The sequence below is a fragment of the Yoonia sp. genome (genome assembly GCF_036770585.1).
Lineage (GTDB): Bacteria > Pseudomonadota > Alphaproteobacteria > Rhodobacterales > Rhodobacteraceae > Yoonia.
In genome coordinates this window covers 1-15,527 of the sequence record NZ_DAIPIW010000026.1, presented here as the reverse complement: position 1 = coordinate 15,527, position 15,527 = coordinate 1, and the positions used below count along the sequence as shown (strand labels likewise).

16 protein-coding genes are annotated in these 15,527 nt (G+C 61.9%); 11 read left to right on the top strand and 5 right to left on the bottom strand.

Features of this window, described 5'->3' with window-relative positions; genetic code table 11:
* Positions 1-918: Ppx/GppA family phosphatase (locus V7N12_RS06730; RefSeq protein WP_333713575.1), on the bottom strand; the 918-nt coding region annotated here is incomplete at its 3' end.
* 160 nt (positions 919-1,078) lie between these two features.
* Between V7N12_RS06730 and V7N12_RS06725 the strand changes: the two genes are divergently transcribed.
* Positions 1,079-1,219, top strand: coding sequence for a hypothetical protein (locus V7N12_RS06725; RefSeq protein WP_333713574.1), 141 nt, complete (start codon positions 1,079-1,081; stop codon positions 1,217-1,219).
* Entirely contained in the window at positions 1,216-2,046 is an 831-nt protein-coding gene (locus V7N12_RS06720; RefSeq protein WP_333713573.1) for a hypothetical protein, read from the top strand. The genes V7N12_RS06725 and V7N12_RS06720 overlap by 4 nt, the downstream gene beginning before the upstream one ends.
* A 42-nt stretch (positions 2,047-2,088) precedes the next feature.
* Here V7N12_RS06720 and V7N12_RS06715 read toward each other — a convergent pair whose 3' ends face one another.
* From V7N12_RS06715 to V7N12_RS06705, 3 genes are read right to left on the bottom strand one after another with little or no spacing between them, the layout of a single operon-like run.
* Positions 2,089-4,257: an RNA degradosome polyphosphate kinase gene (locus V7N12_RS06715; protein WP_333713571.1), complete on the bottom strand. Its 2,169-nt coding sequence runs from the start codon at positions 4,255-4,257 to the stop codon at positions 2,089-2,091.
* A 50-nt stretch (positions 4,258-4,307) separates the two neighbouring features.
* A complete protein-coding gene (locus V7N12_RS06710; RefSeq protein ID WP_333713569.1) occupies positions 4,308-4,967 on the bottom strand; it encodes a DnaA ATPase domain-containing protein in 660 nt (219 codons plus the stop codon).
* Complete coding sequence (locus V7N12_RS06705; RefSeq protein ID WP_333713568.1) at positions 4,967-6,070, bottom strand: AI-2E family transporter; 1,104 nt, start codon at positions 6,068-6,070, stop codon at positions 4,967-4,969. Before V7N12_RS06705 ends, V7N12_RS06710 begins: the two co-directional genes overlap by 1 nt.
* A gap of 161 nt (positions 6,071-6,231) precedes the next feature.
* Between V7N12_RS06705 and proS the strand changes: the two genes are divergently transcribed.
* From proS to V7N12_RS06670, 7 genes are all read left to right on the top strand, one after another.
* A complete protein-coding gene (gene proS / locus V7N12_RS06700; RefSeq protein WP_333713567.1) occupies positions 6,232-7,572 on the top strand; it encodes a proline--tRNA ligase in 1,341 nt (446 codons plus the stop codon).
* A 128-nt stretch (positions 7,573-7,700) separates the two neighbouring features.
* Entirely contained in the window at positions 7,701-8,966 is a 1,266-nt protein-coding gene (locus V7N12_RS06695) for an ABC transporter permease (protein ID WP_333713565.1), read from the top strand.
* The gene (locus V7N12_RS06690; RefSeq protein ID WP_333713563.1) at positions 8,959-9,642 is read left to right on the top strand and encodes an ABC transporter ATP-binding protein; all 684 of its coding nucleotides are present in this window, start codon (positions 8,959-8,961) and stop codon (positions 9,640-9,642) included. Before V7N12_RS06695 ends, V7N12_RS06690 begins: the two co-directional genes overlap by 8 nt.
* Positions 9,639-10,613 (top strand): Ldh family oxidoreductase, encoded by a 975-nt coding sequence (locus V7N12_RS06685; protein WP_333713562.1) that lies wholly within the window; start codon positions 9,639-9,641, stop codon positions 10,611-10,613. Before V7N12_RS06690 ends, V7N12_RS06685 begins: the two co-directional genes overlap by 4 nt.
* A 62-nt stretch (positions 10,614-10,675) precedes the next feature.
* Complete coding sequence (locus V7N12_RS06680; protein ID WP_333713561.1) at positions 10,676-11,059, top strand: c-type cytochrome; 384 nt, start codon at positions 10,676-10,678, stop codon at positions 11,057-11,059.
* 95 nt (positions 11,060-11,154) lie between these two features.
* Entirely contained in the window at positions 11,155-11,796 is a 642-nt protein-coding gene (locus V7N12_RS06675; protein ID WP_333713559.1) for a DUF3047 domain-containing protein, read from the top strand.
* A gap of 74 nt (positions 11,797-11,870) precedes the next feature.
* Positions 11,871-12,266, top strand: a complete 396-nt coding sequence (locus tag V7N12_RS06670) for a c-type cytochrome (protein ID WP_333713558.1) — start codon at positions 11,871-11,873, stop codon at positions 12,264-12,266.
* On the opposite strand, the gene V7N12_RS06665 is transcribed toward V7N12_RS06670, so the two are convergent.
* Positions 12,231-12,953 (bottom strand): DUF1194 domain-containing protein, encoded by a 723-nt coding sequence (locus V7N12_RS06665; RefSeq protein ID WP_333713557.1) that lies wholly within the window; start codon positions 12,951-12,953, stop codon positions 12,231-12,233. The genes V7N12_RS06670 and V7N12_RS06665 overlap by 36 nt on opposite strands.
* A gap of 1,056 nt (positions 12,954-14,009) precedes the next feature.
* On the opposite strand from V7N12_RS06665, the gene V7N12_RS06660 reads away from it, so the two are divergent.
* Both V7N12_RS06660 and V7N12_RS06655 read left to right on the top strand, forming a co-directional pair.
* Positions 14,010-15,173 carry a M16 family metallopeptidase gene (locus tag V7N12_RS06660; RefSeq protein ID WP_333713556.1) on the top strand — a complete coding sequence of 388 codons (1,164 nt, stop codon included), beginning with the start codon at positions 14,010-14,012 and terminating at the stop codon, positions 15,171-15,173.
* A partial coding sequence (locus V7N12_RS06655) for a hypothetical protein (protein ID WP_333713554.1) occupies positions 15,170-15,527 on the top strand: 358 nt, incomplete at its 3' end. The genes V7N12_RS06660 and V7N12_RS06655, both read left to right, overlap by 4 nt.

Here is a 15,527-nt window from a genome sequence, read left to right as displayed (position 1 = left end):
GGTGATGTCCTTGGGCTTGAAAACGCGAACCATTTCCGTCAGCACGATGGTCGCAAAAGGCACAAGAGTCATGCGGCTGTCCGAGATGTTGCAGCGGGTGCGCAGATCCTGCAGGTCGGATTTGCGGATGTAGTGGGAGGTCTTGCTGATCTGCCGCGAGGTCATGCGGTATTCGTGCAGGACGGTCAGAGGATAGCCGCGCCGTTCCATGTCGACGCGCGCGATGGCGCGCCATGACCCGCCGACCAGAAACAGGCGCATGCCGGTTTCGTTGCCCATGTCCTTGTGCAGGTCCGCCATCACCGCGCGCACATAGGCCTTGATCGCCTTGCGTCCGCCCTTGATCTCGCGCAGTTTCAGCGGGCCGAGGGCCGAGGTCACGCGCTGGCCCACGCGGCCCTCGGCAAGGTCGGCCAGTTCCATCGACGAGCCGCCGATGTCGCAGACAAGCCCGTAACTGCCGGGCCAGCCCAGCAGGACACCTTGCGCGGAAAGCCGCGCCTCTTCCTTGCCGTCGATCACCCAAAGCTTGATGCCCGTTTCGCGCAACACCTGATCGCAAAAGTCGGCACCGTCGCTTGCCTCGCGGACGGCGGCGGTGGCGACTGCCGTCAGGGGTGTGATGCCCATCCCTTCGGCAAGGGCCGCAAAGCGCCGGATCGCCGACAGCGCCCGCACGCGGCCTTCGGGATTGAGGTGTCCGGTCTGCGACAGTCCCGCCCCCAGCGCACACATGATCTTTTCGTTGTAGAAATACGCAGGCGAGCGCGCGGCCCCGTCGAAAACCACAAGACGGACCGAGTTCGAACCAACGTCGATCACCCCGACACGGCCCAGCCCCAAGGCGGCCGCGTCTTCGAACAACGGGCGTCCGAAAGGACCCCAGTCGATGGTGTCTATGCTCCGTTGCTGTGTCATTTCTTCTTCAATCATCCACCACCCCGACAATGAAGCGCGTCGCATGCCATGTCCATCATTGCGCAGGTCGCCGTTTGCCGTGGCGTGCCTTTTGGGGCCGTTGTCATGCGAGTCAATACAAGAGATACATCATGAAAGCCAAGATAAGGACGACCCGAGGATGCACCCCACACTCGCGAAGTATGACGATCTGACCGTCATTGGCCGCGATCTGACCGACGCACCGGTGTTTACCCTGACGGCGCTGGTGCATGATTACACCTTACTTTCCCAAAATATTGATAGGACTTCGATAGGATGAACAAGCAATCGCAGAGTTTCCCTGATCAACCCAAGCCTTGGAAAGAAGAGATTGAGGGGTTGAACGCCGGCTTCATTTTTGCGGCCTCAGGACCGCAATACACTGCACTTGCATTTCAAGCGGCCGAGTCCGTCAAGGCGCACCACCCTACGATACCCGTTGATCTTTACACTGATCAGACGGTCGAGAACGGACCCTTCGATATGGTTCATCAACTCGAAAAAACATGGTTCCGGCCCAAATTTGAAGCAATTTCGCGATCTAGGTTTGATCGCACGGTGTATCTGGACAGCGATCTGGTTGTCGTCGCAGATGTGTCTGATCTGTTTTGGGTTCTGAACAAATATGATATCGCCGCAGCCCACGTTCAAAGCAGAAATGCTTCATGGTCGACGGAGATTTGGCGGGCAACGCTGCCGAATTCATTTCCACAAATCAACAGTGGCGTCATGGCAATCAGGAAAAATGAACGCACTGATGATCTTATGTTGCAGGTCGAGGCCGCGATTAAAGAGTTCGACCTCAAAATGGATCAAGCGGCCCTGCGGGAGTTGATCTGGCTATCGGATGTTTCGCTATATGTGCTTCCGTTCGAATATAATGTTCGCGGATCAAAAAACATCGTTGGGCGTGGCTCAAGTGCAACGGCACCACGGATCTTGCATAGCAGCAAATTTCACAAAAAAATGCGAGGAAACGAGCCGCCTAGCCCCAAGGCGATTTATGGAATGTGGACGTTGAAAGCTGTTCGCTACAGCATCTTGCAGGACAAACAACTTACCCCTGAACCGATAAAGCCATCTTTCTGGAACTTTCTCAGATCGTGACCAAGATGCAGAGTTGCGGGGTTGGCTTTGACTAACCCGCCCCTAATCATCCCCATGCGTCAACCGTGGCACATCCGAGGCGCCCGCTGACCCGCGGCCTGACAGCGACGGATTTTCCATGAAGAACCTGTGGCAGTTGAAGGCGAATGCGCCTTCTTCGATCTGCGCGCGTCTGAAGCTGCCGTCGGCGGCCATGACCCAGCTTTGCGACACATCGGCCATGTTCGCGGCCATGATCTGGCTGACGATCTGTGCCTTGACCGTGGGGTTCTTGATCTCGACCAGCGTTTCGACGCGCCGGATCAGGTTGCGGCCCATCCAGTCGGCGGAACTGATGTAGACCCGCGCTTTCTTGGATGGCAATTCCTGACCGTCCGCAAAGCAGACGATGCGCGAATGTTCCAGAAACCGCCCGACGATGGATTTCACACGGATGTTCTCGGACAGGCCGGCAACGCCCGGCCGCAGCCCGCAGATCCCGCGCACCACAAGGCTGATCCGCACGCCCGCCTGACTGGCCGCGTAAAGCGCGTCGATCACGTCCGCCTCGATCAGCGAGTTCATCTTGGCCCAGATCATCGCAGGTTTGCCCGCACGGGCGTGGTCCGCCTCGATCGCGATCCGGTCGATCAGCGTCTGCTTGAGGGAAATCGGCGAGATGGCAAGGTTTTCCAGACCTTCGGGCTGGGCATAGCCAGAGAGGTAGTTGAAGACCTTGGTGGCGTCGCGCCCCAAGCCAGAGTCGCAGGTAAAGAGGCTGACATCGGTATAGATCCGCGCCGTGATCGGGTGGTAGTTGCCGGTGCCGAAATGGGTATAGGTGACCAGCGTGCTGCCCTCGCGCCGGACCACGGTGCTGATCTTGGCATGGGTCTTGTAGTGCAGAAAGCCATAGACCACATGCGCGCCCGCGCGTTCCAGCCGCCGCGACTGGCGGATATTGGCCGCCTCGTCGAAACGCGCCTTCAGCTCGACCAGGGCGGTGACGGATTTGCCGTCCTCGGCGGCCTCGCACAGCGCCTCGACGATGGGCGAGTTCTTGGAGGTCCGATAAAGCGTCTGCTTGATCGCCACCACATCGGGATCGCGGGCGGCCTGTTGCAGGAAGCGGACCACCATGTCGAAGGTTTCGTAAGGATGATGCAGCAGCATGTCCTTTTGCCGGATCGCCGCGAATATGTCCCCGTCGTGGTCCTGCACGCGCTCGGGGATGCGCGGACTGAACGGCGGCCAGAGCAGATCGGGGCGGTCGTCCAGAACAAGCTCGCGCAGATCGGAGATGCCGATCAGGCCGTCGACCTCGACGACGGTATCGTCGCTGGCGTGCAGTTCGGCCTTGATCAGGTCCTGCAGCGCGGCCGGCGCACCGGCAGAGATCTTCAGCCGGACCACCTCGCCGCGTTTGCGGCGCTTCAGGGCGGTCTCGAATTCGCGCACAAGGTCCTCGGCCTCGTCCTCGACCTCGAGATCGCTGTCGCGCAGCACCTTGAAGGCGCAATGGCCCTTCACCTTGTAGCCGGGAAACAGGCGGCCGATCTGCAACAAGAGCAGGACTTCCAGCGGCAGGAAGCGATGACCGCTGTCGGCGGGCAGGGCCACGAAGCGGTCGATCTGCGCAGGCACCGGCAAAAGCGCGCGCAACTGCCGCTTGTCGGTGGGCCGTTCCAGTTGCAGCGCCAGCGCGAAGCCTTCGTTCGGCAGGAACGGGAAAGGGTGTGCGGGGTCGATGGCCAGGGGCGAAAGAACCGGGAAGACCTGTTCGAGAAAGACATCCTCGAGGTATGTGACATCGTCCTTGCTCAGGTCGTCCCTGCCAAGGATATGGACATCCTCGGCGGCCATCAGCCGATGCAGGTCGTTATAGACGTCCTGCTGGCGTCCCATCAGCGCGCGGGCGTTGGCGTCGATCATCACCAGTTGTTCGGCGGGGGTGCGCCCGTCCAGACCGGGGGTTGTGTTTCCCTCGTTCTGCAATTCGCGCAGACCGGCGACGCGGACGGTGTAGAACTCGTCAAGGTTGGTGGCCGAGATCGACAGGAACCGCAGCCGTTCCAGCAGGGGCACGCGCGGGTTCTCGGCCTCTTCCAGAACGCGCCAGTTGAACGACAACCAGCTCAGTTCGCGGTTCACGAAACGGTCGGGAGACGCAAGATCGATGTCGAGCGTGGTGGGCGGGGGATAGGCCCCTTCAAGGAAATCTGCTTCTGTCATAAGGCCATATCGCCCGCAATCATTGCGGTTTCATGACAAGTATCGCGGCGCTAGGGCCGCTTGTCCAGTAACTCGGCGGCAAGCGATCGGTTGATCTTGCGCCCTGTCGCCAAAGAGGCCTGATCGAGCGCTGCGACAATCGCGGCGGCAGCGGCGTAGGACCGTTCGATCCGTTTGGCGAGATAGTGCACAAGCCCGGGTTTGGGGCTGATCTGGCGGTCCGCGAAAAGCTTCATGATCAGGGCGGTCAGCAGGGCATCGTCGGGGTTGGCGATCTCGATCACCGAGGTGGCCTGCATCCGGCTGGCAAGGTCCGGCAGCGTGATGGCCCATCTTGCGGGCGGCGTGGTCGCGGTCAGCAAAAGCAGCCCCTTGGCCGCGCGCAGATTGTTGTGCAGGTGAAACAGCGCCTCTTCCGCGGATCGTGGCAGGTGTTCGACGTCTTCGACGATGACCGCCCTTGCATCGGTCCGGACGGTCGCGGTCATGTCGGAAGCCGCGATCAGGTCAGCGTCATGCGCTGCACGGAAGATCCCTGCAAGGTGGCTTTTGCCGGCACCTTTGGGGCCGATCAGCGCCAGCTTGCCCTCGGGCCAGCTTTCGGGGGCGGTGACCATCGCGAAGGCCTGCGCGTTCGCCTCGGATACGAAAAAGTCATCCGGCCCGCGGGCAACCCCGCTTGGCCAGTCGAAGGCAAGCTGATCGGCCATCAGTCGCCCCCGCTTTTCCCGCGATAGAGAAGGCTTGCGCGATACTGATCGATCCCCCAGCGGGCCAGAACCCCGATCATCGCTGCGATGGGCACCGCCACCAGCATGCCCACAAAACCGAAGAGCGAGCCGAAGACCGACAGCGCGAACAACAGCCAGACAGGGTGCAGCCCGACCGACCCGCCGACCAGTTTCGGCGTCAGGATATTGCCTTCGACGAATTGCCCGATGGCGAAGATGCCCGCGATCAATGCGATCCGCAGCCAGTTGGTGCTGTAGGTGACAGTGTCGCCGTCCACCACCTCGACCGAGCCCCAGAACTGGAACAGGGCCAGCCCGATGGCCAAGGCACCACCCACCACCGCGCCGACATAGGGGATGAAGGTGATCAGCCCCGCAACAAAGCCCACGATCAGGCCGAAGTTCAGCCCCGCCAGCATCAGCGCGACCGCGTAATAGGTGCCCAAGATCAGGCAGACCGTGCCTTGCCCCCGAATGAACGAGGCCAGCGTCCGGTCGATATCGCGGGCCAGCATCCGCACCGTGTCGACGTGGTCGCGCGGCAGCATGCTGTCGATCTTGGCGGTCATGTGGTCCCAGTCCAGCAGCATGTAGAAGGCCACGACCGGCACGATCACCAAGAGCACCAGCACGTTCAGCAGCCCCAGCGCCGAGCTGAGACCGACATTCAGCAGTTCCACCCCGCGCGCCTGTATCGTCTCGCCGATGGAGGACAGCTGTTTGCTGATCGTGCTTTCGGAATCCAGCAGATCGGGGAACCGTTCGAACAGGCCGTCGCGCAGGCGGTTGAAGACCTCGGGCGCGGTATTGATCAGCGAGGTGGTCTGCTCGATCAGCAAAGGAATGACCAGCAGGATCAGCAGGATGAAGACCAGGGTCGCCACAAGCGTGATCACGACCACGGATGCCACCCGCGTCAGCCCCAGCTTCTGAAGCCGGTCGGCGATCGGATCGAGACAATAGGCAATCGCCCCGCCAAGCACGAAGGGCATGATCACATTGCCGAGAAACCAGAGCACGACAAGAAAGACCGCAGCAGCGATCCCCCAGTATTTCAGCTGATCCCTGACCGGTAGCGCCATGCCGACCTTCCCTTGCGTTCACATCTAGATGCGTCAGGAAGCACTGTGGCGCAAGGGTGGCCATGCAATTCTGTGCCCATGTTGCCCGCTCGGCGCTTGCGGGGGGGGGCGGGGGCGATTACACCCGTCGCGGAACCACTACATCTCGGAAGGCCCTGTCCATGCGTCTTAGCCGCTATTTCCTGCCCGTTCTGAAAGAAACGCCCCGCGAGGCCCAGATCGTCAGCCATCGCTACATGCTGCAGGCCGGCATGATCAAACAGGCCAGCGCAGGGATCTATTCGTGGCTTCCCTTGGGCTTCAAGGTGCTGCGCAAGATCGAGGATATCGTGCATCAGGAACAGGCCCGCGCCGGCCATATCGCGATCCAGATGCCGACGATCCAGTCCGCCGATCTCTGGCGCGAAAGCGGGCGCTATGACGCCTATGGCGAGGAAATGCTGCGCATCAAGGACCGAGGCGGGCGCGAGATGCTCTTTACCCCCACAGCCGAGGAATTGGTGACGGATATCTTCCGCGCCCATGTGACCAGCTATAAGGACCTGCCGCTGACGCTCTATCAGATCCAGTGGAAGTTCCGCGACGAGGTCCGCCCCCGTTTCGGCGTGATGCGCGGCCGCGAGTTCTACATGAAGGACGGCTACAACTTCGATCTGACCAAGGAAGACGCGCTGCATGCCTACAACCGCCATCTGGTCAGCTATCTGCGCACCTATGAACGGATGGGCTTGCAGGCCATTCCGATGCGCGCGGATTCTGGTCCGATCGGCGGGGATGATACGCATGAATTCCTTGTGCTGGCCGAAACCGGCGAGTCCGAGGTTTTCTATGACAGCGAGATCACCCAACTGACTTTCGGCGACCGCGCCATCGACTATGACGATCCGGCGGCCTGTCAGGCGGTGCTGGAAGAATTCACCTCGCGCTATGCCCGCACGGACGAAACCCATGACGAGGCCTTGTTCAACGCCATCCCCGAGGAACGCCGCCGGTCTGCGCGGGGGATCGAAGTGGGGCAGATCTTCTACTTCGGCACCAAGTATTCCGATGCGATGGGCGCCACCGTCGATGACGGCAAAGGGGGCAAGGTCGCCGTCCATATGGGATCGCACGGGATCGGTGTCTCGCGTCTGGTGGGGGCGATCATCGAAGCCAGCCACGACGACAAGGGCATCATCTGGCCCGAGGGTGTGACGCCCTTCCATTGCGGGATCGTGAACCTGAAATCCGGCGACACCGAAGCCGACGCCGCCTGCGAGGCGCTTTATGCCGCGCTGACGGCGCTGGGGCTGGAGCCGCTCTATGACGACCGCGAGGAACGCGCCGGTGCCAAGTTCGGCACGATGGACATGATCGGCCTGCCGTGGCGGATCACGGTGGGGCCGCGCGGTCTGAAAAACGGCGTGGTCGAGGTGACATCGCGCAGGACAGGCGAAAGCGAAGAGATGTCTCCGGAGGCGGCGGTGGCGAAGATCGCCGCGATTTATGACGGCATCGCATAGCCGCCGGGACCTGCGCGCGGCCGGGTGGCCCGATGCCTCCGGCGGGAGTTTCATGGGAGAAAGAAGTGGCGGTGCTTGACGATCGCGGTGCCGCGCCTCACCTTGCCCCCGAGCAGCGAGAGACCTGAATGGCAGACGTCCGACAGACCCGACCCTTCGCCGCCTTCGAGTGGATGATCGCATGGCGGTATATCCGCGCAAAGCGGGCCGAGGGCGGTGTCAGCGTGATGACATGGATCAGTCTGGTCGGTGTCACGCTGGCGGTTTTCGCGCTGATCGCGACGCTGGCCGTGCGGTCGGGGTTCCGGGCTGAATTCATCGATACGATTGCGGGGGCCAATGCCCATGTCAGCGTCGTGATGCCGCGCGGGGTGATCGCGGATTTCGAAGCCATGTCAGAGCGGATCATGGCGGTCGAGGGCGTGCAGTCCGTGGCCCCGCTGATCCGCGCGCAGGCCATGGCCTCGGGCAACGGCCGCATCGGGCTGGCGGATATCCATGGTATCCGGCTGGAGGATCTGAAGACCTCGGATGCCATTGTCGACAGCGAGCGGACGCTGGGCAATATCGATGATCTGCCGAGCGGGATCGCCATCGGGTCCCAGCTTGCGACCAATCTGGGCCTGATGGTCGGCGACCGGATCGAGCTGACCACGCGCACAGGGGCCGCGACACCGATGGGGCAGGCCACGCGGCGCAATGCCTATGAGGTGGTGTTCATCTTTTCCACGGGACGTTTCCAGATCGACGAGGTGCGCGTCTATCTGCCCTTCGACGAGGCGCAGTTCATCCTGGGCCGTGACGGGGTCGCCGACGAGCTGGCCATCGTGCTGGATGATCTCAACCAGTCCGAGGCGCTGAAACAGCAGATCGCCGATACCGCCGGTCCGGGCATCTGGGCCTATAGCTGGCAGGACCGTGTGGGCCGCTTCCTGCGGGCGCTGACCATCGAGGACAACGTGATGTTCATCATCCTGTCGATCCTTGTGCTGGTGGCCTCGATGAACATCATCAGCGGGCTGATCATGCTGGTGAAGAACAAGGGCCGCGATGTGGGCATCCTGCGGACCATGGGCCTGACCGAAGGGTCGATCCTGCGGGTGTTCTTTATCTGTGGCGCAGGTATTGGGACGATTGGGACCGTGGCGGGGGTGATCCTCGGCTGTCTTTTCGCCATCTACATCGACACGATCTTCAGCGCGGTGAACTACATTGCCGGCGGCGGCGTCTGGGACCCGTCCATTCGCGGCATCTACAATGTCCCCGCCGAGTTGCGGCTGGAGGATGTGTTGAAAGCGGTCTCGCTGTCCTTGGGTCTGTCGTGGATCATCACCATCTTTCCCGCCCGCCGTGCCGCGCGAATGAACCCTGTCGAGGCGCTGCGCTATGAGTGAGCCGACACTGTCGCTGCGCGACCTGCACAAGGCCTATAACCACGGCAAACCCAATGAGGTGAAGGTCTTGCAGGGCGTCACGCTGGATGTGGCGGCGGGCGAGGTCGTGGCGCTGGTCGCACCTTCGGGGGCGGGCAAATCGACCTTGCTGCATATCGCGGGCCTGCTTGACACACCGGACAGCGGCGCGGTGATGATCGCGGGCGAGGCGATGGCGGGCCTGTCGGACAGGCGGCGCACGGGGGTGCGGCGCGGCACTGTGGGGTTCATCTATCAGTTCCATCATTTGCTGCCCGAGTTCACGGCGCTGGAAAACATCGTGCTGCCGCAACTGGCCAATGGTGTTGCGCGCCCCGCCGCCGAGGCGCGGGCGATGGCGCTCTTGGGGCAGGTCGGCATCGCCGAACGCGCGACGCATCGTCCGGCGGCGCTGTCGGGGGGAGAACAGCAGCGTGTCGCCTTTTGTCGGGCCCTGGCCAATCAGCCCGCGCTTTTGCTGGCGGACGAACCGACGGGCAACCTTGACCCCGAAACCTCGGACCGGGTTTTCGGGGCCTTGATGGATCTTGTGCGCGGCACGGGGTTGGCGGCGGTGATCGCCACCCATAATCTTGAGCTGGCCGCACGGATGGACCGGCAGGTCCGGCTGTCCGGCGGCATCCTGGAGGCGGTATGAGAGTTTCGGTGCCCGAGATCAAAGCCAAAGCCCATGCGGCACTGGTCGCCCATGGCGCGGGTGAGATGCAGGCCGAAGCCGTCGCCAATGCCGTCGCGCGGGCCGAGGCTTTGGGCAATGTGATCTGCGGGCTTTACTATCTGGAAAGCTATTGCACGCAGTTGCGCTCAGGCCGGGTCGACGGCACGGTCCTGCCGGTGGTCAGCCGCCCCAGATCAAGCGCTGTCCTGGCGGATGCGCGGTTCGGCTTTGCCCAGCCGGCCTTTGCGGCGGGCCTGCCCGAGGCAGTGACGGCGGCGCTGGAAAACGGTGTGGCGGCCTTGGCCGTGGCCCATGCGCATACCTGCACCTCGCTGGGGTATTTCACCGAACAGATCGCGGCGGCGGGGCTGATCGGGATCGGCTTTACCAATGCATCACCCGTGGTGGCCCCGCCGGGCGGGAACAAGGCGGTTATCGGGACGAACCCGATCGCCATGACGGTGCCGGGCGAAGATGGGCCCGCGCTGCATTTCGATTTCTCGACCTCGGCCGTGGCGCTGGGCAAGATCACCATGGCCAAGGCGGCGGGCGAGCCTATCCCGCTTGGTTGGGCCGTCGATGTGGATGGCAGGCCCACGACCGATCCCGAGGCCGCGCTGAAAGGCGCGCTGGTCAGTGCGGGCGGCTACAAGGGCTGGGGTTTCGGGCTGATGGCGGAACTGCTGGCGGCGGGGATCACGGGGTCTGTCAACTCGCTTGATGTGGCGGGGCTGAAGGTGGCGGAGGGCAGGCCGCATGATCTGGGCCAGTTCTATATCCTGATGGACCCCGGCACCTATCATGACGGCTTTGCCGACCGCTTTGCCCGCGTCGCCGAAGCGGTCGCAGCGCAAGAGGGCGCACGGATCCCCGGGTCAGGCAGGCAAGAATTGGCCGAGGTCGATGTTCCTGATGCCTTGTGGGCCTTGGTCGAGAAGCTCGCTTCCTGATCAGGATCAATTGCCGCACCCTGTCCGTCTGCTATGCTGGCGAAAAAGAGGAGGCAAACGACATGCGGTATCTGGCACTCTTGGCGGTTCTGGGGCTGGTGGCCTGCGTCGAGGAACCGATCGACGGGCGCACGGCCTATCTGGAAAACTGCGCGTCCTGTCACGGGGCTGATGGCAAGGGCGATGGTCCGTTGGCGCGCGGGCTGGCGGTGGCACCCCCGGACCTGACGACGATCGCGGCGCGCAATGGCGGGGTCTTCCCCACCGATCAGGTCATGAGCACCATCGACGGGCTGGACCGTGGCACACATTTCAGCGCGGCGATGCCCGAATTCGGCGCGGGCGACATGGGCGAGACCGTCATCGTCGAGCAAGACGGGCTGGGCACGCCCGTCCCGATGCAGCTTTTGCTGCTGGCGGACTATCTGCAAAGCATCCAGCAGTAACAGGCGCCTGACAATGGCGTGATCGGCGGCACTTTTGCTGCCGTTCTTGCGTGGTTTGTAAGAGTTTACGGATCACACGCCTGAAGGAGACCATCTTGCGCATTGTCATGACATCCACCCTCGCCCTGTTTCTTGCAACCGCCGCCCAAGCGGGGCAGGTCAGCTTTGCCGAAGGCTGGCAAGAGCAGCGGCTGTCGCTGTTTTCCTCGAACGATTACAGCTTTGGCGAGACGCTGGGACTGGTCTCGAACGGGTCGGTCTCGATCGCATGGACGCGGGTGGCGCGCGACAAATGGGGGACAGATGGGGCCTCGTGGACATGGACCGTGGCGGAATCGGTGCCGCCCACGGACCTGAGCCTGAAGGGCGGGGATGATCGCAATATCTCGCTTTATTTCGTCTTTGTGCCTGAAAGCATCGCGCCCTCGCTGGAGGGGGCGAATATCCGCGCGCTGCTCGGCAACGGGGATGTGCGGATCATCCAGTATGCCTTCGGCGGCAACCATGCGCGGGGGCAGGTGATCCCCTCGCCCTATGGGCCTGCGGGGCAGGGGGTGACCATTGCGCTGCGGCAGGCGGGCACGGGATCGTTCAATGAAAACGTGGACTTGGCCGCCGACTATGCGCGCGCCTTCGGCGGCGAGAAAGGCGCACTGGTGGGGCTGGCTGTCTCGGGCGACAGTGACGATACCAATAGCGTGATCCGCGCCGCACTGGGCAATCTGGTGCTGCGCTGACAGGGTTGATGTGTATCAAGGCAAGGATGCCCGCACGCGCGTAGCCTGATCGCGTCAAGCGTGGAGGTGGGCTGATGCGGACGATACCATTCCTTGTGATCACGGCGCTGGCCGTCCCTGCGGCGGCACAGGATGCAGCACAGGGCGAGGCGCTGTTCAGCTTTTATTGCGCCACCTGTCATGGCAACGACGCCACCGGCAAGGGGCCGATGTCGCCCTCGCTGGTGGTGACCCCTGCGGACCTGACGGCGCTGGCTGTCGGCAATGGTGGTGTCTTCCCCACCGAGCGGGTGATCATGCGCATCGACGGGCGCGACCCTTTGGTCAGCCACGGCAGCATGATGCCGGTCTATGGCGACTTTTTCGAGGGAAATGAGGTCTTTACCCAAAGCGAGACGGGCCAGCCGATCCTGACCTCGCAGCCGATTGTCGATCTACTCGCCTATCTGCAAGCGCTCCAGCAAGAGTGAGGCGTAGTCGCTTTGCGGCACGGTGCCCGCGATCTCGAGGATCAGCTTGCGGCGCACGGCATCGGTGAACTCGGACCCTTCGCCTGCGGGCATCACGAAGGCCATGGGACCCCCGATGATATTGTCCTGATAAAGCTGCGGCAGCCCCATGGCCGAGGCGCGCCCGTCGCGCATGATCGGCAGGGCGTTGATGGTGATGTTGTTGGCGATCACGGTGTCACGCGCCTGCGCGATCGGGGGGCCGAAGGTATTGGCCATGGTATCGCCGGAAAAGTCGATCACGCGGCGGAAGCCCCTGATATCGTTTGATTCGATGGACTCCATCCCGAAGAGCAGGGCCGCCCCGATGGCGTTGCTGCCGAAGGCCTGACGCGGCGGGCCGATCAGGGCGTCGGCAAAGCGGGTCGCTGACTCCATATCCGTGATCACGGTCCAGTCGACGACCACGGCCTGATTGGTGGCCCATTCCACGTAAGTGACCGCGATAGAGCCGTAGAGCGTGTTCTGGATCGCCGCGACGACCGCCGGATCAGTGATGGCGGTGGCGTAGGACTGGCGCTGGAACAGCAGTTCGTCCTGATCGATAGAGCCCGAGGCATCGGCGAGCAGCACCAGTTCGAGGTCCGTCTCGATCTGCTGGCCGAGGGCGGGCGTTGCGAGAAAGAGGGCGAGGATCAGACTGCGCATAAGGGGGAAATAGTCCGCGCGATGGGTCCGGGAAGGCTTGGGCCGCTTATCGGGGAGAACGCCCATGGTTGCTGGGGTTTCGGGGTGCGGCATCGCGTCGGCAAAACGTCGGTGTTTGCGGGGTGGATCAGCAGGGTTAACGCTGCGCGGGGAAACCGCCATCGCGCATGCCGTCTGCGCGTTCAGGTTGGGAAGACTCTAGATCGGATCGCGGGAACGTCCGGAGGCGGGGCAATCAGGCTGACTTGATCTGCCCGACGAAAGGCGACAACACCACCAAGCCCCGCTGGTTCGAACCTCAAGCACCGGATCATGGCATTTGCCCCAAGGCGCAGAAGGCAAAGTGCCTGTCAGTCGCATTGAACCCCGGTGCGCTTTTGGTCCAGCTTTTGGGCCGGTTCCATCAGATTTCCGCCCTCGACAGTCCGCATATGTCGGTGCGTTGTCTCTGGCGATATTGACGCCAGAGAAATTTCGCGCAGAAATTGTTCTGGGTGGTGGGTGAAGCGTACGTACGACCTGCCATCTATTTGTAACATTAGGAGCTGATATGATGAAGATATTGGTCCAAGTGCTTTTCTGCTTTGTCGGTTTTGCCGCCTTTCAACTTGCAACGGGAGATGGGTTTTTGTCGTCCTTGATGTCCGGGTTTATTTTTGCAGCATTCATGGCGTTCTGCTTTTTCATGATCGCTCAGACCCGTGGCAGGTGAACTGAGACCTTACGATGTAAAGTCTACCACTGCAGATTGCGACAACGGGATCGCCAGTTTGCCGCAGGTGCGTAACACAAGGACCCGGCTGCTGTGTGCCGGGCCGTTGGCCAGGCGGACTTGCGAAAACGAAGCACTGTGCAAGATGATTTCGAACCCGAAAACGACGTTCGAAGCAACAGGCACAATTGAATAACCGGTGAACCAGATTGAAGCTCCGCCATATACCGCGTTTCGCTGCCGCATCACTCATGGCAGCTGTTTTGATCTTCTTTTGGTTATATACCTCCAGTCGCGACGCCGAGGCGATTGTCAGTCGCATCCCTGAAAGGCCAAACATCAGTGTGGAAGTCGTTTTTCCCTATCCTGCTGGTGAAGGCCCTCTCGCTCACTACACCGAACATCTTGCCTGGCTGAATGCTGTGGGTGGGTCGGCGCGCGCTGCGGACCGGCATTCGAATGCATGGACCAATTCGCAGGCTGTCGGCTACTGGCTTTCGGGCCGTGCTGACGACTTGCCGGAATTGTTGGGGGCTTTGGCGGGCGTGTTCGACCCTCTCGATCTGCCGCCATCCTTTGCCGAGGAAGAACGCAACATCATCCTGCGCGAATACGAATACCGGATGATGAACAACCCCGATGCACAGGCCCATGAGGCAATGGATGCTTTCCTTTATCAGGGCAACGGCATCTCGGCGTCCATTTTCGGCACGCCAGAGCAGATCATGGCGCTGGATTATGACGCAGCGCGCGCTTTTCATGCAGCGACGCATCGGCCAGAGTTGGCCAGCGTGGTCGTGACCGGCGATGTGTCCGAGCGGCAGGTCCGGCGCGCCATGCGCGTGGCGGGCTGGCCTGATGGGCCGTCAGAACGACCCCCGATCGCGCCGCCCGCGTTTGATCTGGCAGAGGTGGCTGATACCCGCTTTCACTATCCGCACTCCACCGCTGTCCCGCGCCTGATCTGGCGGCGTGTGGTGTCCTTGCCGGAACCCGTGCAGTTTGACCTCTTGGAGGCGCAGACCGCCTTGCTGCGCGATATTCTTGATACCAGTCTGCCGGGCGGGCTTGTCGGGCCGCTGCGATCTGACGCCAATATCGCGCGCAGTTTTGATGTGCAGATAGGGCCGATTGATGAAGGTCATATCGCGATCAGTTTCCACGCGGCACCTGATCGGGATGTTGCGCTTGCTACGATGCAGACTGCCTTTGAAACCACCTTCTTGGAAATTGCGATGGCAGGCATCCCGGAAGAGACATTTGAACGTGTCCTCAAGCGGTTCGATGGCTATTGGCCCGATTGGTCCGACACCAGGGAAACCGCCGACTGGATGGCCAGCTACGTCCGCGACCGTGTCACAGCCTTGCGTGACCCCTTGTCGGTGCGCGACCTCAAGCGGTTGCAGCCCAAGCTGACGCTTCAATCCACCAACGCACTTTTACATCAACTTGCCGGACCGGGCCGCACCGCCAGCGCCTTTATCGGCCCAGAGGAGTCTTTCGAATGATCCGTCCCGTCCTTTTGTTATCTGCTCTCGTCATGTTTTCCGCCTGCAAGGAAGACGTGCCGACCGCGACCAGCGAGACAAGCGACGGGGGCCATGCCTATCGGTTGATCAACTTGCCGGACCATGACTACGTCTCGATCCAGATCGCCTGGGGTACGGACTGGGGCTATCGCCACGACACCAACAAAGCGGCGGCATTTGTCGGGGCAGAGCTGATCCTTGCAGGCGGTGCCGAGGGGTATCCGGCGGGAGAGGTCGCCGAACTGTTTGCGGATATGGATTCCGAAGGGGCGATCTACAATGCCGTCAACGATCACGTCATCGGCGAACTGACATTCGCACCCGAACACATCA